The organism is Pseudarthrobacter sp. GA104, assembly GCF_009741265.1.
Taxonomy (GTDB): domain Bacteria; phylum Actinomycetota; class Actinomycetes; order Actinomycetales; family Micrococcaceae; genus Arthrobacter.
Window position 1 is genome coordinate 2,593,990 of record NZ_WOWL01000001.1, and the last position, 17,554, is coordinate 2,611,543.

General features: G+C 67.9%; 20 protein-coding genes and 1 riboswitch. Of the genes, 13 read left to right on the forward strand and 7 right to left on the reverse strand.

All coding sequences use genetic code 11. The features are described from left to right. The first annotated feature begins 92 nt into the window (after window positions 1-92). Window positions 93-1,178 carry a LacI family DNA-binding transcriptional regulator gene (locus GK109_RS11795; RefSeq protein ID WP_157240614.1) on the forward strand — a complete coding sequence of 362 codons (1,086 nt, stop codon included), beginning with the start codon at window positions 93-95 and terminating at the stop codon, window positions 1,176-1,178. Here GK109_RS11795 and GK109_RS11800 read toward each other — a convergent pair. The 4 genes from GK109_RS11800 to GK109_RS11815 form a co-directional block, all read right to left on the reverse strand. Then, complete coding sequence (locus tag GK109_RS11800; protein WP_157242884.1) at window positions 1,120-1,458, reverse strand: multidrug efflux SMR transporter; 339 nt, start codon at window positions 1,456-1,458, stop codon at window positions 1,120-1,122. The genes GK109_RS11795 and GK109_RS11800 overlap by 59 nt on opposite strands. Beyond that, window positions 1,458-1,781, reverse strand: coding sequence for a multidrug efflux SMR transporter (locus GK109_RS11805; RefSeq protein ID WP_157240615.1), 324 nt, complete (start codon window positions 1,779-1,781; stop codon window positions 1,458-1,460). Before GK109_RS11805 ends, GK109_RS11800 begins: the two co-directional genes overlap by 1 nt. A 9-nt stretch (window positions 1,782-1,790) precedes the next feature. Beyond that, window positions 1,791-1,856: riboswitch (guanidine-III (ykkC-III) riboswitch) on the reverse strand. A 148-nt stretch (window positions 1,857-2,004) separates the two neighbouring features. Then, complete coding sequence (locus GK109_RS11810; protein WP_157240616.1) at window positions 2,005-2,535, reverse strand: ferritin; 531 nt, start codon at window positions 2,533-2,535, stop codon at window positions 2,005-2,007. A 55-nt stretch (window positions 2,536-2,590) separates the two neighbouring features. Further along, entirely contained in the window at window positions 2,591-3,772 is a 1,182-nt protein-coding gene (locus GK109_RS11815; protein ID WP_157240617.1) for an ROK family protein, read from the reverse strand. A 125-nt stretch (window positions 3,773-3,897) separates the two neighbouring features. On the opposite strand from GK109_RS11815, the gene GK109_RS11820 reads away from it, so the two are divergent. From GK109_RS11820 to GK109_RS11845, 6 genes are read left to right on the forward strand one after another with little or no spacing between them, the layout of a single operon-like run. Then, window positions 3,898-5,226, forward strand: coding sequence for an ABC transporter substrate-binding protein (locus GK109_RS11820; protein WP_157240618.1), 1,329 nt, complete (start codon window positions 3,898-3,900; stop codon window positions 5,224-5,226). After that, a complete protein-coding gene (locus GK109_RS11825) occupies window positions 5,226-6,131 on the forward strand; it encodes a carbohydrate ABC transporter permease (protein WP_197432452.1) in 906 nt (301 codons plus the stop codon). Before GK109_RS11820 ends, GK109_RS11825 begins: the two co-directional genes overlap by 1 nt. Next, complete coding sequence (locus GK109_RS11830; protein ID WP_157240619.1) at window positions 6,128-7,012, forward strand: carbohydrate ABC transporter permease; 885 nt, start codon at window positions 6,128-6,130, stop codon at window positions 7,010-7,012. The genes GK109_RS11825 and GK109_RS11830 overlap by 4 nt, the downstream gene beginning before the upstream one ends. 22 nt (window positions 7,013-7,034) lie before the next feature. After that, the gene (locus tag GK109_RS11835; protein ID WP_157240620.1) at window positions 7,035-8,123 is read left to right on the forward strand and encodes an ABC transporter ATP-binding protein; all 1,089 of its coding nucleotides are present in this window, start codon (window positions 7,035-7,037) and stop codon (window positions 8,121-8,123) included. Continuing rightward, window positions 8,120-9,463 carry a glycogen debranching protein gene (locus GK109_RS11840; RefSeq protein ID WP_157240621.1) on the forward strand — a complete coding sequence of 448 codons (1,344 nt, stop codon included), beginning with the start codon at window positions 8,120-8,122 and terminating at the stop codon, window positions 9,461-9,463. The genes GK109_RS11835 and GK109_RS11840 overlap by 4 nt, the downstream gene beginning before the upstream one ends. 3 nt (window positions 9,464-9,466) lie before the next feature. Continuing rightward, complete coding sequence (locus GK109_RS11845; protein WP_321214609.1) at window positions 9,467-10,771, forward strand: Gfo/Idh/MocA family oxidoreductase; 1,305 nt, start codon at window positions 9,467-9,469, stop codon at window positions 10,769-10,771. Here GK109_RS11845 and GK109_RS11850 read toward each other — a convergent pair. Then, window positions 10,755-11,336, reverse strand: a complete 582-nt coding sequence (locus GK109_RS11850; RefSeq protein WP_157240622.1) for a HutD family protein — start codon at window positions 11,334-11,336, stop codon at window positions 10,755-10,757. The genes GK109_RS11845 and GK109_RS11850 overlap by 17 nt on opposite strands. 102 nt (window positions 11,337-11,438) lie before the next feature. Here GK109_RS11850 and GK109_RS11855 point away from each other — a divergent pair, with 102 nt between their 5' ends. Continuing rightward, the gene (locus GK109_RS11855) at window positions 11,439-12,053 is read left to right on the forward strand and encodes a phosphoribosylanthranilate isomerase (protein ID WP_157240623.1); all 615 of its coding nucleotides are present in this window, start codon (window positions 11,439-11,441) and stop codon (window positions 12,051-12,053) included. A gap of 70 nt (window positions 12,054-12,123) precedes the next feature. Further along, window positions 12,124-12,525, forward strand: a complete 402-nt coding sequence (locus tag GK109_RS11860) for a YccF domain-containing protein (RefSeq protein ID WP_157240631.1) — start codon at window positions 12,124-12,126, stop codon at window positions 12,523-12,525. Between the two features lie 36 nt (window positions 12,526-12,561). On the opposite strand, the gene GK109_RS11865 is transcribed toward GK109_RS11860, so the two are convergent. Beyond that, window positions 12,562-13,371 (reverse strand): 2-phosphosulfolactate phosphatase, encoded by an 810-nt coding sequence (locus GK109_RS11865; RefSeq protein ID WP_321214608.1) that lies wholly within the window; start codon window positions 13,369-13,371, stop codon window positions 12,562-12,564. After that, window positions 13,368-14,237 carry a DUF4031 domain-containing protein gene (locus GK109_RS11870; RefSeq protein ID WP_157240633.1) on the reverse strand — a complete coding sequence of 290 codons (870 nt, stop codon included), beginning with the start codon at window positions 14,235-14,237 and terminating at the stop codon, window positions 13,368-13,370. The genes GK109_RS11865 and GK109_RS11870 overlap by 4 nt, the downstream gene beginning before the upstream one ends. A gap of 119 nt (window positions 14,238-14,356) precedes the next feature. Here GK109_RS11870 and GK109_RS11875 point away from each other — a divergent pair, with 119 nt between their 5' ends. From GK109_RS11875 to GK109_RS11890, 4 genes are all read left to right on the forward strand, one after another. Continuing rightward, complete coding sequence (locus GK109_RS11875; RefSeq protein WP_157240636.1) at window positions 14,357-14,767, forward strand: molybdopterin-binding protein; 411 nt, start codon at window positions 14,357-14,359, stop codon at window positions 14,765-14,767. Next, window positions 14,764-15,570, forward strand: coding sequence for a molybdate ABC transporter substrate-binding protein (modA, locus tag GK109_RS11880; RefSeq protein WP_370460559.1), 807 nt, complete (start codon window positions 14,764-14,766; stop codon window positions 15,568-15,570). The genes GK109_RS11875 and modA overlap by 4 nt, the downstream gene beginning before the upstream one ends. 100 nt (window positions 15,571-15,670) lie before the next feature. Further along, window positions 15,671-16,501, forward strand: a complete 831-nt coding sequence (locus GK109_RS11885) for an ABC transporter permease (protein ID WP_321216305.1) — start codon at window positions 15,671-15,673, stop codon at window positions 16,499-16,501. Further along, window positions 16,498-17,547: a sulfate/molybdate ABC transporter ATP-binding protein gene (locus tag GK109_RS11890; RefSeq protein WP_370460560.1), complete on the forward strand. Its 1,050-nt coding sequence runs from the start codon at window positions 16,498-16,500 to the stop codon at window positions 17,545-17,547. The genes GK109_RS11885 and GK109_RS11890 overlap by 4 nt, the downstream gene beginning before the upstream one ends. Window positions 17,548-17,554: the final 7 nt, after the last annotated feature.

The following is a 17,554-nucleotide window of genomic DNA, read 5'->3' on the forward strand; positions in this document are numbered from 1 at the left end:
TTCACGTCTCGTTTTCATGATCCGAGCAGCCAATTGTCCGTACACTTGAAAGCACCATGACGTCCGGACTCCTGTTCCGGTGAAGGAGCCACATGAGCATGACCGGGGGCGGGGCGGCACCCGCCGCAACCGAACGTCCAAAATTGGAAGACCTGGCGCGGAAGGTCGGCGTCAGCATCGCCACGGTGTCCCGGGTGGTCAACGGGCGCAAGGGCGTTTCACGGGAAGTCCGGCAGGCAGTGCTGGCCGCCATGGACGACCTCGGCTATGAACGTCCCGACCGGGCCCGCAGTGACGTAAAGGGCCAGGTGGGCATCATCGTCCCGGACCTGGCCAACCCGATCTTTCCCGCCATAGCCCAGGCCGTGGTCTCCCTGCTCTCCCAGGAGGACTTCCTTCCCGTCATTTGCGCCCTGCCCGGCGGAGGGCGTTCCGAGGACGAATACATCGAGATGCTCGTGGCGCAGGGTGCCGCCGGCATCATCTTCATCTGCAGTGCCCACGCTGACGGGCAGGCGAGCCTCGAGCGCTACCACCGCCTTCGCGGCCGGGGAATCCCCTTCGTGCTGGTCAACGGCCCCCGCCCGGAACTCGGAGCGGCCTCGGTGTCCAATGACGATGCAGCCGCGATCAGCACCGCTGTCCAGCACCTTGCCAGCCTTGGACACCGCAAAGTGGGATTGGCCATTGGTCCCCACCGCTTCATCCCCAGCCGGCAGAAACTCGCCGGCTTCCGCTCGGCGCTCGCCGAATTCCTGGGCGTGGACAACCCCGAGGCCCACACGGCCACGAGCATGTTCACCGTGGAAGGCGGCCAGAGCGCGGCCAACGAACTCCTCGACTCTGGCCATACCGCGATTGTGTGTGCTTCCGATGTCATGGCCCTTGGAGCCATCCGTGCCGCCCGGGCAAGGGGCCTGCGCGTGCCCGAAGACGTATCCATCGTCGGTTTCGACGACTCGACGTTGATGGCCCTCACCGATCCGCCGCTGACAACGCTCCGGCAGCCTGCCGCCGCGATTGCCCACGCTGCGGTCCATGCCCTCGCTGCCGAGCTTGCCGGTGAGCAGTCCACGCACTCGCCGGTGGTCCTGGCATCCGACCTGGTGCTGCGCGGTTCTACCGGTCCTGCGGCAAAGCCTTCAGGCCGGCAACGCAGCCAACGATCCCCGCAATAAAGACCACTTTGAGCACGCTGAAGGCTTCCGCGCCGGTGGCCATTGCCCAGCCGACGGTCAGGGCGGCGCCAACCCCCACCCACACGGCGTAGGCGGTGCCCAGGGGGATGTGCCGGATGGCCCAGCCCAGTCCCAGCATGCTGAACGTTGCCGTAACGGCGAAAACTATGGTAGGGAGCGGTTTGCTGAAGCCGTAGGACAGGCCAAGGGCCGTGGCCCACACGGCTTCCAGGGCCGCCGAGGCCAGCAGGACTACCCAGGGAACCCTGCGCTGCAGCATCACGCCACCACCTTCAAGCCCGCCACGCACACGGCGATGCCGGACAGCAGGAGGAGGCGTGCCGCCGTCGGGCGCTCCACCCTGGTGGCAATCGCGTAGGCGGAGGTCAGCACCACGCCCACGCCTACCCACACGGCGTAGGCCGTGCCGGTGGGAATGGACTGCATGGCCAGGGCCAGGCCGCCGGTGCTTGCCGCGGCGGACGCCAGGAAGAGTGCGGCCGGAGCGATGCGGCGGCGTCCGGAAGCCTGGAAGGCGCGGTGCAAGGCTGCCGCCCAGACGGCTTCAAGGGCGCCGGAAAGAATGAGTATCAGCCACGACATACGGGATCCTTTGGCCAGTCTTGTCGTGTGCCGGGTACTGAACCGTCGTCCGGAGGCTCGGGTGCAGAGCCTTGGTTTCCAGCGTAGCAACGCACGACGGCGGCGGGCCACCGGTGGTGCCGAACCTCACCACCGCCTCCCCCCACCCCAACTAGGTAGCGCTAAGTGTCGTTATGACCCTCCAAAACGACACTTAGCGCAACTTAGTTGGGCCGGGCGGGGGTTAGAGCGCGCCGCCCGCCGCTTCGGGAGCGGAAGCATCGCGGCCGCCGTCGCCGATGGTCTCCCGGGCGATGAAGTTCTCGATGTCGAACAGGTTGTCCGCGCGCTCGGCGATGTTCAGGAGCGTGGTCATCGAGGAGACTTCCTCCACCTGTTCCTTGAGGAACCAGAGCATGAACTGCTCGCCCAAAGCGTCATTTTCGCCACGGGCCGCCCGGAACAGGTCCTCGATGTTCTTGGTCACTTCCTTCTCCTGCTGCAGGGCCAGGGCCAGCGGCTCGGTGACGGAGGCGAAGTCGTTGCGGACGGCCGGAACGCCGGGGATGGTGAAGGTGATGTCCCGGTCCAGCATGTACTGGACCATCATCATGGCGTGGTTCCGCTCCTCCACGGACTGGCGGTAGAAGTACCTGGCCAGTTGGGGGAGGTCCTGGTTGGCGAACCAGGTGGCCACGGCAATGTACTGCTGCGACGCAGTGAACTCATTGCCGATCTGGGTGGACAGGAGGGCATTGAAGTTTGAAGTGGTCATAGCCCGAGTCTAGGGACGGCCGAGGGGCGTGGCCAGTGTGGGAAGGCTTCACTTCTCAGCCGGCCCGCTGCACCAGCAACTGTTCAACACGCTCCGGCGCGTAAAGGCTCTCCTCCACCAGCCTGCACAGTCCAATGGCCGTGGCGGTCCTGCTGTCCGCCGGCACAATCTCCAGGTCCACCAAGGAGGGTTCGAAGGCGTCGTCCAGGATCTGCCGGCGGCAGGCGCCCAGGAAGTCCGGGAGCACTCCGACGAGCCCGCCAATGGCGATGCGCCCCGGGTTCAGCGTGCCCACGGTCGCGGCGAGCGCACGTCCCAGCACCCTTCCGGCTTCCGCGACGGCGGAGCGAACGGCGGGATTGCTGTCACAGGCGTCCACAAGCTGCCGCAGCGTCCCATAGCTGGAGAGCTTCGGATCGGCGAGCAGCGCCCGCCCCGAGGCCACCGCGGCGAGGCAGCCGTCCCTGCCGCAGCGGCAGCGCCGGCCCGCGGCCTCGGGAACGCGGACGTGCCCGATGTCCCCGGCGGCGCCGTGGGCGCCACGCACCAGGGCGCCGCCGACGATGATGCCGGAGCCGACGCCGGTGCTGACTTTGACAGCCACGAGGGATTCCAGCGGCTCCCGGACCCCCCCGACGGCCATCGAGCGGGCGTCATTTTCCAGCAGGACCGGGCAGTCCAGCCTTGACTCCATCACCTCCTGCAGGCGCAGGAGGTCCCAGTGGGCAAGGACAGTCCGCTCCAGCCCCAGCCGGTGGAGCGGGTCCACGGGAGCGGGCAGTCCCACTCCCGCCCCCACGGGCTGCCGCCCGTCGAGCAGCCGGAGGGATTCCTTGATGACCTGGCCGGCCACGTCCTCCTGGGACCGCGTGATGTCGATGGGCAGCCGGGCGGAGCCCACGATTTCGCGGCTCAGGGACAGGAGGTGGATCCCCGCATGGGTGTGGCCGATCTCGATGCCGAGGACCAGCTTGTTGCGGTCATCGAAGCGAAGGGCGCGCGGCGGCCTGCCGCGCTGCGCATGGATTGGGGTGGATTCGTAAACCAGGCCCGCGGCGAAAAGCGCGTCGAGCCGTTCATAGAGGGTGGACCGCGCCATGCCCGTGATGTCCAGGAGTTCCGCGCGGCTGTAACCTGCCGCGTTCGAGCGCAGCAGCTGGAGGACATGGCCGGCGCTGGTGGCCAGCCCCACCGGAGGCTGGCCAGAGCCCCCGACGAGCGTCCTCTGCTGGGTCATGCTGCTCGCTCCCTCTGAAGTGGACCAGGCTGTCCTGCAGCCGGGGCGTTGACGTGGTCTGGATCACACAATTATGATCGATCATCAGACAAAAATACTATCTGCCCTTTAAGCAGGAGGCTCCCATGTCCGATCTCGCTCACTTCGACGTCAGCCGGCGGACCTTGTTGAAAGGAGGCCTGCTGGCCCTGGCCACGGGCCCCCTCCTCGCGGCCTGCGGCGTGAATACCAGCGGAAGCGGAGGGGCTGGCTCGGTCAACTTCCTCTCCACCCAGTTCTCCCCGGTGGAGGAGCGGCAGAAGTACGAAGCCACGCTCAAGAAGTTCGCCGGGGATATCAAGGTGGCCTACAACCCCGTTGACACCGGCATCTTCAACACCACCCTGAAGTCCCAGCTTGCCGCAGGGAAGGTGGAGGTGGGAATTGCGGGAGGCCTGCACGGCGACCTCGTTCCCTTCGCCTCACAGCTGGAGGACCTGAGTTCCCTGATGAAGGACCTGTCCTCGGCAGGATACTCAGACGACCTGAAGGAGCTGTCCAAGCTGGGCACGGACGTTCCCCGGTACATTCCGTGGATCCAGGCGACATATGTGCTAGCGATCAACAAGAAGGCGCTTGAGTGGCTGCCGTCGGGAGCCGACGTCAACAAACTCACCTACGATCAATACCTGGCATGGGCGCAGGCCGCCAAGGCGGCCAACGGCCGGCCGGTCTTCGGCATTCCGGCCGGGCCCAAGGGCCTCCACCACCGCTTCTACCAGGGTTTCCTCCTCCCCAGCTTCACTGGCGGACAAATCACCACCTTCCGCAACCCGGATGCCGTCACGGCCTGGACCTATATGCGGGAGCTTTGGGCCAACATGAACCCGGCCTCCGCGAATTACGACTTCATGCAGGAACCGCTCGGCAACGGCGAGGTCCTGGTGGCCTGGGACCATGTGGCCCGCCTTATCACCGCGGTCAAGGACAAGCCCGACGAGTGGCTGATGGTGCCGGCGCCGTCCGGTCCGAAGGGCAAGGGCTACCTGCTGATCGTCGGCGGCATGGCAGTGCCCCAAGGTTCACCCGAGAAGGACAAGGCCTTCGAACTCATCAAGGCCCTGTCCAAGCCCGAGGCGCAGATTGAAACACTGAAATCCAATTCCTTCTTCCCCGTTGTCAAGACGGACGTCGGCGGCGACCTTCCCGGCGGCGTGGCCCTTGAGGCAAAGGCAGTCAAGGCCCAGCAGGAGGCCTCCGATGCGCTGCTCGCACTGCCGCCGGTCGGCCTGGGAGAAAAAGACCCGCAGGTTTCCCAGCTCTTCAAGAACTGCTTCCAGGAAATCTGCCTGAACAACGCCGACGTGAAGGCGACGCTGGACCGGCAGGGTGCGGAACTCGCGAAGATCATGGACAGCCTCAACGTCCCCTGCTGGGCGCCCGATCCCAAACAGACCCCATGTAAGGTCGCCTGATGGCAGCCCCCGACGCTCCGGCGGCCGCCAAGCCCCGGCCTGCAGCGCCGCGGGGCCGGCCGCGCAGGAGCGGAACGTCAGCAGCAATGCTGCTGATTGCCCCGTCCATCATCTTCATGACGCTGCTCTTCGGCTGGCCGATGGTCAGCGGCATCCTTCAGGCGTTCGGCGGCCCCGAAGGCCTTACGACCGCGAACTTCAGCCGGATGGCGCAGGACCCCTACTTCTGGTCCTCCGTGGGCAACACGCTGCTCCTTATCGTGGTGATGATTCCGATCCAGTTCGTTCTGGCGCTCTCCATGGCCCTGCTGATCCGGGCAAACCCGCGGGGCTCGTCGGTGTACTTCTACATCTGGGCCATACCCCTGGCCGTCAGCGACCTTGCCGCCGGCCTGGTGTGGTTGACCGTCTTCACGGACCGGGGATACCTCAATTCCGTGCTGGCTTCCGTAGGCCTTGAACCGGTCTCCTGGCTCGCCTACGACAACTACGCCTCGATGTTCATGGCCGTGCTGATCGCCGAGGTCTGGCGGGCCACGTCCCTCGTGTTCGTGATCGTGGTGGCAGGGCTGCAGTCCATCCCCAAGGACTACGAGGAGGCAGCCGGCGTCTTCGGCGCGGGGTTCTGGGACCGGCTCTGGCACGTGACCCTACCGCTGCTGCGTCCCAGCCTCCAGACGGCCCTGATCCTGAGGACCATCCTCGCGTTCCAGACCTTCGCCGTGGCGCTTGCCCTCACCGGCCAGAACTTTCCGCTGGTGGTCGGTGAAACCTACCGGTGGTACACCGGCCTGCAGGACGCCAACGTGGCCTCGGCCCTGGCCCTGGTGGTCATGGCGGTATCCATGGTGACCGCCGTCGGTTACCTCAAGCTCCTGAGAGACCAATCGGAGGCCGCCCGATGAGCCACGCCACCACCAACAAGACAACGGCTCCGGACTCGCGGCCGCAGCCGGAAGTGGACCGCAGGCCGCTGGCACGGCGGCGCAGGAACCGGGTACTGCTCCAGGTGGGCTGCATCGTCATCACGCTCTTCATGGCGCTCCCCATCTACCTCATCGCGCTGTCCGCCACCTCCAGCAGGGCGGCCCTGCAGACGTTCCCCCTGAGCTTTATTCCGAACAACTTCTCCCTCGAGACCATGCAGACGTTCCTGCAGTCCACGGGCATCCTGCCCGGGCTCATCAACTCCGTCCAGGTGGGCATCTTCACCCTCCTGCTCTCCCTGATCATCGGAGTCCCCGCCGGGTACGCGGTGGCACGTTTCGCCTTCCCCGGCCGGGACCCCTACCAGCTCTTCCTGCTCTTCACCCGTGCGTTGCCCATCGTGGTCCTGTCCGTGCCGCTGGCCCAGTTGTTCCTCCAGACGGGCCTGTACGACAGCGCCCTCGCCGTCGTCCTGCTCCACACCGCACTGGCGCTGCCCACCACCATCCTGATCACGTCCTCGGTATTCCTGGGCGTGCCGCGCGACGTCGAGGAAGCTGCCCGCATCTTCGGCTGCAGCCCCGTGCAGGCCTTCCTCAAGGTGGTCATGCCCATGGCCATCCCCGGCATCGCCGCGGCGTCCATCTTCACCTTCGTCATGTCCTGGAACGAAGTCCTCGGCGCGTCGATCCTCACCCTGAACCAGCGCACCTTGCCGGCCCAGGTCCTCAGTTCCCTCGCCGAGTCGCCGCTGGCCTACCGGTTCGCCGGCGGCTTCCTGCTGGTGATTCCGGCACTGATCTTCATCTTCTTCATGCGCCGCTACCTCACAAACATGTGGGGCTCCACGATCCGCTAGTGCTCTCCAGAGAGGCTGTCCCATGGCTGACATCTCCATCAAGGGTCTCCACAAGACCTACCCCGGCAGCACCGAGCTGGCCACGAACAACGTGTCCCTCGAGGTTGCGGAGGGTGAGTTCATGGTGCTTCTCGGGCCCTCCGGCTGCGGGAAGACCACCCTGCTGCGCATGGTGGCGGGGCTGGACTTCCCGGATGAGGGGAGCATCTCCATCGGCGGCCGGGATGTAACGTACCTGCCCCCGCAGGACAGGAACCTCTCCATGGTGTTCCAGTCCTACGCCGTGTTCCCGCACCGCAAGGTCCGCACCAACATCGGGTTCGGCCTGGTGATGAAGAAGGTGCCCAGGGATGAACTCGAGAAGAAGGTCGCCTGGGCGGCCGACCTGCTCCAGCTCACCCCCTACCTGGACCGCTACCCTGCCCAGCTCTCGGGCGGGCAGCGCCAGCGCGTCGCCGTCGCCAGGGCCATCGTCATGGACGCGGACGTGCTGCTCATGGACGAGCCCCTGTCCAACCTGGACGCCCTCCTGCGGCTCGACTTCCGGGCGGAACTGAAAAAGATCGTCCAGCAGTTGGGTTCCACCACGCTTTACGTGACCCACGACCAGGTGGAAGCGATGAGCCTTTCAGACCGGGTGGCCGTGATGAAGAAAGGGCAGATAGCCCAGCTGGGGCATCCCATCACCGTCTACGAGGAGCCGGCTGACCGCTTCGTCGGGGGATTCATCGGCTCGCCGCCAATGAACTTCCTCGAGGGCCGCGTGACGCAGCAGGGCGCCCTGGAAGTCGCCGGCCAAAGCACCGAGGCGCCTGAATTCCTGGCCCGCTCTGCGGCCCGGTCCGGCGGCCTTCCCGTGATGGTCGGGATCCGCGCGGAAAACATCTACATTGAGCAGCGGGGAGCCCCGGGGACCCTTGGCGCCACCGTGGAAGTGGTGGAACCGCTTGGCCACGCAACGCTGCTGACCGTGGACCTGGGCGGACAGACCATCAAGGTCCAGGTTGCCTCCACCGTACGGGTTTCCCCGGGGGAGAAGGTTGGCCTGAGGTTCGACCAGGCAACTATCCGGTTCTTCGACACGGAAACCCAGCTCGGGCTCACGGCATGAGCCCGGACACGTATCCGATCAGGGACCTCGAGGAGCTCGGGCGCCGTGCCAGGGACGTCCTGGCAGCCAACGACCTCGGCACCATGGTCACGGCTGCACCGAACCTGTATCCGCACATGTGGAGCTGGGACGCCGCGTTCGTCGCCGCCGGACTTTCGACCGTGAGCGTCGAACGGGCCCTCCGGGAGCTCGACTACCTGCTGGCCGCCCAGTGGAAAAGCGGGATGATCCCGCACATCGTCTTCTCGGACGTCCCCGGCTACTTCCCCGACATCGAGCGGTGGGGGACCCGCGGGGCCTCGCCGGAGGGTGTGCAGTCCAGCGGCATCTGCCAGCCGCCGGTGCATGCCACCATGCTGCGCCGCATCGTGGAAAGGGCGACGGCGGCGGGCGGCGAGGATGCCAGGCTCGCCGATGAATTCACCCGCCGGACGCTGCCGGGATGGATCGACTGGCACGCCTGGCTGCGGAGCGCCCGCGGCGGGGACGGCTCGGGCCTGCTGACCATCTACCACGGCTGGGAGTCCGGGATGGACAACTCCCCCCGCTTCGACGGCCCGTATTCCAGGGTCAACCCGGGGGAGATGGAGCCGTTCGTCCGCACGGACACGCAGAAGGTCAAGGACCACAGCCAGCGCCCCAGCGACGAGGAGTACAGCCGCTACCTTTGGCTGGTGCAACAGATGGCAGACGTACGGTTCGACGACGCGCAGTTGCCCCGGGTCATGGCCTTCCAGGTCAAGGACGTTTTTATGTCCGCGATCTACGCCGCGGCCAACGAGGACCTGGCCGTGCTGGCGGAACAGTTCGGACTGCCGGAGGAGGCGCCCCGGTTGCGGGAATGGGCCCGGGAATTCCGCGACGGCGTCGACGCGACGGTGGATGGCAGGACCGGACTCGCCCGCGACCGGGACGTGCTGACCGGGGAGTGGATCGGACCTCCCACCATGGCCGGATTCGCGCCCCTCATTTCCACCAATGACCAGGCCCTCCTCGACCGGCAACTGGAAGTCTTCGAAGGGCCGGACTGGACGGGCGACCCCCGCCTGGCCTTCCCGCTGCCGGCTTCCACGTCCACCACCTACGAAGGGCTGAAGCCCCGCCAGTACTGGCGCGGACCCGTATGGCCCGTGATGAACTGGTACCTGGCCCACTGCCTGCGGAGGCGCGGCGACGAGAAGCGCTACCGCCAGCTGCGGGAGGCCTCCCTCGCCCAGCTGATGGAGGGCCACTTCGGTGAGTACTACGAACCCTTCACCGGCGAACCGCTGGGCAGCATGGACCAGTCGTGGACAGCCGCCGTGGCGCTGGAATGGCTTGCCGATCCCGGGAACGGTTGATCAGTGGGCGCCGTGCCGGCGCAAGGGCACCCGGTGCGGCTCCTCATCGCAGGTGCAGGCGCGAGGGGCGCAGCCTATGCCCGGCTCGCCGTTGCCACGGGACAGGCCGTCATTGCGGGCCTGGCCGAGCCGCGCCCGCTGCTGCGCAACCGCCTGGCGGCCGAATTGAAAGTGCCGGCGGAAGGCGTATTCGAGGACTGGCAGGCAATGCTCAAGAACCGCCTGCCGGCCGACGGCATCATCATCGCCACGCCTGACCGGGAGCACGGGGGTCCGTTCGCGGCGGCCGCAGCCCACGGCTACCCCATCCTCCTGGAGAAGCCCGTCGCCGTCGACCCCGCCGGCTGCGCAGAACTGGAACGCCTGGGCCGTGAAAGCGGCGCCACCGCGACTGTCTGCCACGTGTTGCGCTACACCCCGCTGACAGCGCTCCTCAGGGAGTTGCTGTTGGGCGGGGCGGTGGGCCGGATCATCTCCGTCCAACACCTGGAGCCCGTGGGCTTCTGGCATTTCGCGCATTCGTACGTCCGCGGAAACTGGCGCCGGGAGGAAGACTCGAGCCCGTTCCTCCTTGCCAAGTGCACGCACGACGTCGACTGGCTGTCCTTCATCATCGGGAGCAGGCCACTGAAGGTGTCGTCCTTCGGAACGCTGGCCCATTTCCGCCCCGAAGGGGCGCCGGAGGGTGCGGCCCGCCGCTGCATCGACTGCCCCGCCGAGCCCCGCTGCCCCTATTCCGCGCTGAAGATCTATGGTGCGGGCCGCCCCTTGAACGGGGCTAAGGCTGACCCCGCGAGGGCATACTTCGCGGACGTGGTGGATCCGGGCGGCACGCCAGAGTCGCTGCTGCACGCCCTGGCAACCGGCCCCTATGGCCGCTGCGTCTATTTTTCGGACAACGACGTTGTGGACCACCAGGTGGTGAACATTGAATACGAAAACGGCACAACTGCCGCCTTCACGGCCACGGCCTTCACCGCCGTCGGCCCGCGGCGCACCCGGATCTTCGGCAGCCATGGGGAGATCGACGTGGAAGCCGAAGCCATCTCGGTCTTCGATTTCCTGACCGGGACAACCGCTGTCCACCCGGTCCCCGCTGCCACGCCGCGGGTCCAGGGGGAAAAGCACGAGGGCGGCGACCGCGGCCTGGTGCAGGCCTGGGTGGCTGCGCTGGCCACCGGTGACTGGTCGGCGGTGGTGTCTGGACTGGAGGAGTCCCTGGTCAGCCATGCAGCCGTTTTCGCCGCAGAGGAGGCCCGCCGGAGCAGCACTGTTGTGCAGGTCGGCTCGTTCAGTCTGAGCCAGTGACCTGGTCGATGGACACGACGGCAAGGAAGCCGCGGCCCAGGATCTCCGGGGACGCGCTGTCCGAGCCCACCACGGCGTCGTAGCGGCCCAGGGCCTCGGGTTCATGGCTTGCGTCCGAGGCTGTGGCCTGGCCCTGCAGCAGGATCCCCAACTGGCCGGCAAACAGCGGGTGGGCGCGTTTCTTCGAAATCTCAATGATGGACGTGAAACCCTTGACGCTGCCGGCCCGGGTAATGACGTTGAGGTTCCTGACATCTCCCGTGGGAAGGGCGCAGGAGGTGGCGGCCCCGCCGGGAAAACGGAACGGACGGTACCTCTCCAGGGGATGCTCAGCGCCGTCCACGGTCAGGAGCAGGAGTTCGCCCTCGACCACCGTCAGTACCCGCTCCATGCCAGGGAACGGCGAGAAGTCCCCGGCTTTGGTGACCTCGGCGATGCTGACCCGCCAGTCCCACCCGGCATCCTGGAGGGAGGCGGCGTCGGGATGGCCGGCGATCTGGCGCGTGACCCCGCCGCCGTTGCGCCAGGGCTGGGGCTTGCGGTCTGCGAAGCGGATGATCTCCATCAGCCCAGCCTAGTTGGCCTGCCTGCCGGTATCGGCAGCTCCCATCCATCCCTGCTACTCTCCTGCGGGGGGACAACACGAAAACAGCCTAAGGAGCCGGGAATGTTCGTCAAAGTGTGTGGCCTCAGCACGCCGGAATCCATCCGCGCTGCCGCGGAGGCAGGGGCCGACGCGGTGGGTTTCGTCCTCACGGCCAGTCCCCGCGTGGTCTCGCCCTCCCAGGCCTCCGCGCTGCTGGCCGAAGTGCCGGCCGGGGTTACGCCCATCGGCGTGTTCCGTGACGAGCCGGTTGCCGACGCCCTCGCCATCGCCCGTGCCGCCGGGCTGGAGTGGATCCAGCTGCACGGCCGGCGCTCGCGCGGGGACGTGGCCACGGTGCACGACGCCGGCATGAAGCTGGTCAGGGCCGTCACCATGGGTGCCGCAGCCGAGGAGCTGGAGGACTGGGGGGAAGACCTGCTCCTGATCGACGCCGCCGTCCCCGGCTCCGGCGAGGCCTGGGACTATGCGTCCGTGGCCGAAATCCCCGTGCTGCAGGAACGTAAATGGCTGCTGGCAGGCGGGCTGGACGCCGCCAATGTTGCGCAGGCCGCCACGGCGGCGCACGCTTGGGGCGTCGATGTTTCCTCCGGTGTTGAGGCGTCCCGCGGCGTCAAGGACCTGGCCAAGGTCAGCGCCTTCGTGCAGGCGGCCAAGGGAGCTGCTGCTTCGGTCTAGCCGCGGATTCAGGGGCCGGTCAGGGCAGGCCCCCATCCCGCTGCCCCGGCCCCCGGGGCACAATGGAGGGATGAAGGCACTGCTCAACATCATCTGGCTGGTTTTCGGCGGTTTCTGGCTCGCGCTGGGTTATTTCTTCGCGGGGGTCATCTGCTGCCTGCTGGTCATCACCATTCCCTGGGGCATCGCGTCGTTCCGGATCGCTGCGTACACGCTCTGGCCCTTCGGCCGGACGGTGGTGGACAAACCCGGCGGTGCGGGCGTGTTCTCGCTGCTGGGCAACGTCATCTGGCTGCTGGTGGCAGGCATCTGGATCGCCATTGGACACGTGGTCACGGCCTTTGCGATGGCAGTGACCATCATTGGCATCCCGCTGGCCATCGCAAACCTGAAGCTCATCCCGGTGTCCCTGATGCCGCTGGGCAAGCAGATTGTGCCCACCACCCAGCCCTTCGTGTCCTCCTACCGCTAGGACGCCGGGGCGGAACGGCGCGGAACACAGGCAACGTCAGCGGGGGCTGAACGCCCCGCCCGCCATGATGGCCACGGCGTCGCTGTCGTCCAGTTCCGCGGCGATATCGACGTCGGCACCGTAGCCCGCCCCGGTCAGCTCACGGCCGCTCGAGCAGCCACGCAGCATCTCCCGGAGCCGGGGCTCGGCGGCTTCAAAGACGGCCATCGCAGCCACAGCCTCCGGCGAGTATCCGTGCCTGCCGTCTTCGGCCTCGTAGCCGCCCTTGCCCGCGGCCACCAGGCCCGCGATGAATGCCCCCGCCCCGATCTGGTCCTCCACGGCCGGCCGGAGGGTGCCGTCCGGCCAGCGTTCGCCGGCCGCAACCACTGCGATCACTGCATCTTCCGGGAGGTTGGCCGCCACCCAGTCCGCGGTGGCTGCGGCATTCCGGAGGCACACGGTGGCCAGCAACGGAACTGTGCGCGCCAGTTCGTGGCAGAGCGCGGAACCGTTGGGGGACGGCAGGACCACCCGCTCCAGGGAACCGGCAGCCCTAAGGCTTGCGGGGGAGAGGCTGAGCCCGCCCCCGTCCCTGGGCCCGGCCAGCAGGGCTCGGTGGCGGGCAGCGAAATCCTCCGCGCCGGTGTCCTTCCAGGGAAAAGGAAGGACCGCGGCGCCCCGGTCCAGGGCGACGCTTACGCAGGTGCTGAAGGAGAGGACGTCAACCACCACGGCAAGGTCCGCGCCGGACGTTACGGTGCTCCCGCCGTCGAGCCCCCACTCCACCCGGACCGCGTAGGGCAGTTGCCGGTGCGCGGCACTTGCAGTGAACGTGTGGCGGGAATTCGAGGTGGGTGCGTTCACGCCAGTTCGCCCTTCAAATTGCGGTGCGCGGCAGCCAGCCACAGCTCCCTTGCCCTGCCGCTGTGGAACAGCGGCTCCAGTTCCAGCAGATGGCGCACGACGGCGGCGCGCCCGGCCGCGAAGTCGGCGTCGCCGATGTGCGCGTAATCCTTGCGGACGGCAGCAACGTACCTGGCGTATTCCTCCGGGTCCCCGCCCAGGACGGACAGGTCGGCATCGCACAGGAGGGCGCCGTCGCGGTCCCCCTCTTTCGGGCAGTGGTCGGATGTCAGCCTGACAAGCCGTGCCACCTCGGCCGCCTCCGCTTCCGGAAGGCCGGCGCCGTGCAGGCGCTCCTCGGCGAGGCGCGCGGACTCCTCCTCATCCTGGCCGGCTATGCCGCGGTAGACGGCGTCGTGGAACCAGGCCGCCAGCAGGACTGTCCGCGGCGGGTCGTCGGGATCGGTGAGAAGGTCGAGGGCTTCGAGTACCGCCAGCAGGTGCGTGCAGCCGTGATAGTGGCGGTGGTCCTCGCTCCACCGGTCCAGGAGGTCCAGGAAGAGGGCGTCATGGCCGGGCATGATCGAGTTCCAGCGGTTCAGCAGCGGCACCTTGAGCGACTTGTTCCGTTGCCGGGCAGGAATGCGCAGGCCGCTGGCAATGAGCCTGCGGACCAGGATCCGCCCTTCCACGGGAACGGCGCCGGCCGCCACGAGGTCATCGAAGCGGCGCTCCGGAACGTCGTAGTGGTCCCCGTCAAAGGCCCGTTCGGGGACGCCCGCCGCAGCCGCAAACGCGTGCAGTTCCGCCAAAGATTCGTCGGAAATGAGGTGCGAGAAGTGCGTTCCGTGCGCAGGCCAGAGGGGCGGGTCGATGTAGAGGACCATGGGGGAAGTCTAGTGCTGCGCAGCTGCGCGGGCCGGTTGCTCCTTCCAGGAGGACGAAATCCTGAGAAATGCGGCGCCGAGGAGCTCTTTAATCCGCAAATGCGCATTAGAGTGGGGCTATGCCTACTATCCGCGTTTCGGAGGCCGCCCGTTTCCTGGGCGTCAGTGACGATACCGTCCGGCGATGGACCGAGAACGGGAGCCTGACGCCGCGGAAGGACGACGCGGGCCGGCTCGCCGTGGACGGCCTGGAACTGGCGCGGCACGCACAGAAGCTGGCGCAGCTTCCGGCCGATCCGCACCGCACGGGCAGTTCGGCCCGCAACCGCTTCGTGGGCCTCGTCACCGGCATCAAGGCGGACAGTGTGATGGCCCAGGTGGAGCTGCAGTGCGGGCCCTTCCGCGTGGTGTCCCTGATGAGCAGCGAGGCCGTCAAGGAACTGGGACTGGAACTCGGCTCCGTGGCCACCGCCGTGGTCAAGGCCACCACGGTCATCATCGAAACCCCGCAGGGAAAGGGAGCCGCGTGACGCCGGTTCGGCGGGCCGGAGCCCTGCTGGCGGCAATCCTGCTGGCGGCCCTGCTCGCCGGTTGTGCCGGCACCGGTGCTGCCGGCGACGGCGGCAACGCCGCCCAGGGAACCAGCCGGGAAACACTGACCGTTTTCGCCGCTGCTTCCCTTAAAGCCAGTTTTACCGAGCTCGCGGCACGGTTCGAAAAGGAGAACCCCGGAACCGGCGTCACCCTCAGCTTTGCCGGTTCGTCGGACCTGTCCACCCAGATCAGCCAGGGCGCTCCCGCGGACGTGTTCGCCTCGGCGGACACCAGCAACATGGCCAGGCTGCAGGACGCCGGCCTGGTGGACGGCCAACCGCGGGACTTTGCCATCAATACCCTGGCCATCGCCGTCCCGGCAGGGAACCCGGCAGGAATCGGATCCTTCGCCGACCTGGCCAGGAGCGGAACGAAGCTTGTGATGTGCGCCCGCCAGGTGCCCTGCGGGGCCGCCGCGGCCGCCGTCGAACAGCAGACGGGGACGGACCTCAGCCCGGTCAGCGAGGAAAACTCCGTGGCCGATGTCCTGGGCAAAGTCAGCTCGGGAGAGGCTGACGCCGGACTCGTCTACGTCACCGACGTCCGGGCGGCCGGCGGCAAAGTGGACAGCGTTCCCTTTCCCGAGTCGGCCGCAGCGGTGAACACCTACCCCATCGCAACGCTTGCCGGCAGCCGCAACAAGACCGCTGCCGCAAAGTTCCTGGGGCTTGTGGCAGGCCCCGAAGGCAGGGAAGTCCTCGCAGCCGCCGGGTTTGGGCCGGCAGCGGGCAGCAGATGATGGGCAGCATGTGACCGGCAGGCAGTCCAGCCGGCAGCCGTCCGGCCGGCAGCAGGCCAACGGGCGGCAAAGGGGAGGCGGGCGCCAGGCGTATACGGGCATCCCCCGCTGGCTGTACGCGCTGGCAGTCCTGGCAGCCACGGTGGTGGTCCTGCCGCTGGCGGCCATCGTGGCGCGCGTCAACTGGGCCAACTTCGTTCCGCTGGTCACCTCCGAGTCCTCCCTTGCGGCGCTGGGCCTGAGCCTGCGGACCTCGGCGGCCAGCACTGCCCTGTGCGTCGTGCTCGGCGTGCCGCTGGCGGTGGTCCTTGCCCGCGGCGCGCTCCCGCTGCTGGGGCTCCTGCGCGCGCTGGTGCTGCTCCCGCTGGTCCTGCCGCCCGTGGTGGGCGGCATTGCCCTCCTGTACACCTTCGGCCGGCAGGGCCTCCTGGGCGGCGCGATTGAGGTGCTGGGGCTGCAGATCGCGTTTTCCACCACGGCCGTGGTCCTGGCCCAGACCTTCGTGGCACTGCCGTTCCTGGTGGTCAGCCTGGAAGGCGCGCTGCGCACCGGCGGACACAGGTACGAGGCGGTGGCAGCGACGCTCGGTGCATCGCCCGGGACCGTTTTCCGCCGCGTCACGCTGCCGCTCGTCCTGCCCGGCCTGGCCTCCGGCGCGGTCCTTGCCTTCGCCAGGAGCCTGGGCGAATTCGGTGCCACCCTCACGTTCGCCGGCAGCCTCCAGGGGGTTACCCGGACGCTGCCGCTGGAGATCTACCTGCAGCGGGAGACGGACCCCGACGCCGCCGTCGCGCTTTCCCTGGTGCTGGTGGCCGTGGCAGTCGCAGTGGTGGCACTTGCGTACCGGCGCCCGGCGGGCAGGACGCCCGCCCTCCGGTTGTCCGGAGAGCGGACGACGCCGGCTCCCGCGGCGGGCGGGGATGTTCCGTGACGTTCTCGTTCCAGGCAGCCGTGGCGGAGCGCGGTTTCGACGTCGCCTTCTCCGTGGGGCCCGCTGAAACCGTGGCGGTGATGGGACCTAACGGTGCCGGCAAGTCGACGCTGTTCTCCGTCATTGCGGGGCTGCTGCGGCCGGACAGCGGACGGGCCGAGCTGAACGGCCGGACCCTGTTCCATGTGGGGGACGGACGGAACCAGTGGACCCCGCCCCACCGCCGGGGGACGGCGCTGCTGGCGCAGGAACCGCTGCTTTTCCCGCATCTCAACGCCGCGGACAACGTGGCCTTCGGTCCGCGCAGCGCGGGTGCGCCCAGGCCCGTGGCCAGGGCCAGGGCGTTGCAGTGGCTGGCACAGGTGGAAGCTGAAGGCCTTGCGGCACGCCGTCCCGGGGAGCTTTCGGGCGGGCAGGCCCAGCGCGTTGCCGTGGCCCGGGCGCTCGCCGCGGATCCCGGCCTCCTCCTCCTCGATGAACCGATGGCCGCGCTGGACATCCACTCGGCCCCGCTGCTGCGGCGGCTGCTCAAACATGTCCTCGCGGACCGGCCGGCCCTCATCATCACCCACGATGTCCTGGACGCGCTGATGCTGGCGGACCGGGTGGTGATCCTTGAGAACGGGGGCATCGCAGAGGAGGGCCCCACACGGCAGGTGCTGCAACGGCCCCGGAGCGCCTTCGCGGCCGGGCTGGCAGGGCTCAACTTTGTTCCCGGGACGCTCGCCGGTGACGGCATCCTGACCAGCCGGGGCCGGCACATAGCCGGACACAGCGAGGACCCCATCCCCCCGGGACAGGCAGCTGTGGCCGTGTTCCCGCCGTCGTCCGTTTCGGTGTTCCTCACCGATGCCCACGGAAGCCCGCGGAATTCCTTCGAGGTGGCCGTCACCGATCTTGAACCGCATGGCGACTTCATCCGGGTCAGGGCGGGAAGCCTCGCGGCGGACATCACTCCCGCGGCCTCGGCGGACCTCGGCCTGGTTCCCGGCTTGCCGGTGCACTTCGTGGTGAAGGCGACAGCGGTTTCGGTCTACCCGTTGTAGGAGGAAA

Bases quoted from the DNA above. Each gene is read 5' to 3' on its own strand.
- GK109_RS11795 (WP_157240614.1), top strand. From the start codon at position 93: ATGAGCATGACCGGGGGCGGGGCGGCACCCGCCGCAACCGAACGTCCA.
- GK109_RS11800 (WP_157242884.1), bottom strand. From the start codon at position 1,458: ATGCTGCAGCGCAGGGTTCCCTGGGTAGTCCTGCTGGCCTCGGCGGCC.
- GK109_RS11805 (WP_157240615.1), bottom strand. From the start codon at position 1,781: ATGTCGTGGCTGATACTCATTCTTTCCGGCGCCCTTGAAGCCGTCTGG.
- GK109_RS11810 (WP_157240616.1), bottom strand. From the start codon at position 2,535: ATGACCACTTCAAACTTCAATGCCCTCCTGTCCACCCAGATCGGCAAT.
- GK109_RS11815 (WP_157240617.1), bottom strand. From the start codon at position 3,772: ATGACCCAGCAGAGGACGCTCGTCGGGGGCTCTGGCCAGCCTCCGGTG.
- GK109_RS11820 (WP_157240618.1), top strand. From the start codon at position 3,898: ATGTCCGATCTCGCTCACTTCGACGTCAGCCGGCGGACCTTGTTGAAA.
- GK109_RS11825 (WP_197432452.1), top strand. From the start codon at position 5,226: ATGGCAGCCCCCGACGCTCCGGCGGCCGCCAAGCCCCGGCCTGCAGCG.
- GK109_RS11830 (WP_157240619.1), top strand. From the start codon at position 6,128: ATGAGCCACGCCACCACCAACAAGACAACGGCTCCGGACTCGCGGCCG.
- GK109_RS11835 (WP_157240620.1), top strand. From the start codon at position 7,035: ATGGCTGACATCTCCATCAAGGGTCTCCACAAGACCTACCCCGGCAGC.
- GK109_RS11840 (WP_157240621.1), top strand. From the start codon at position 8,120: ATGAGCCCGGACACGTATCCGATCAGGGACCTCGAGGAGCTCGGGCGC.
- GK109_RS11850 (WP_157240622.1), bottom strand. From the start codon at position 11,336: ATGGAGATCATCCGCTTCGCAGACCGCAAGCCCCAGCCCTGGCGCAAC.
- GK109_RS11855 (WP_157240623.1), top strand. From the start codon at position 11,439: ATGTTCGTCAAAGTGTGTGGCCTCAGCACGCCGGAATCCATCCGCGCT.
- GK109_RS11860 (WP_157240631.1), top strand. From the start codon at position 12,124: ATGAAGGCACTGCTCAACATCATCTGGCTGGTTTTCGGCGGTTTCTGG.
- GK109_RS11870 (WP_157240633.1), bottom strand. From the start codon at position 14,237: ATGGTCCTCTACATCGACCCGCCCCTCTGGCCTGCGCACGGAACGCAC.
- GK109_RS11875 (WP_157240636.1), top strand. From the start codon at position 14,357: ATGCCTACTATCCGCGTTTCGGAGGCCGCCCGTTTCCTGGGCGTCAGT.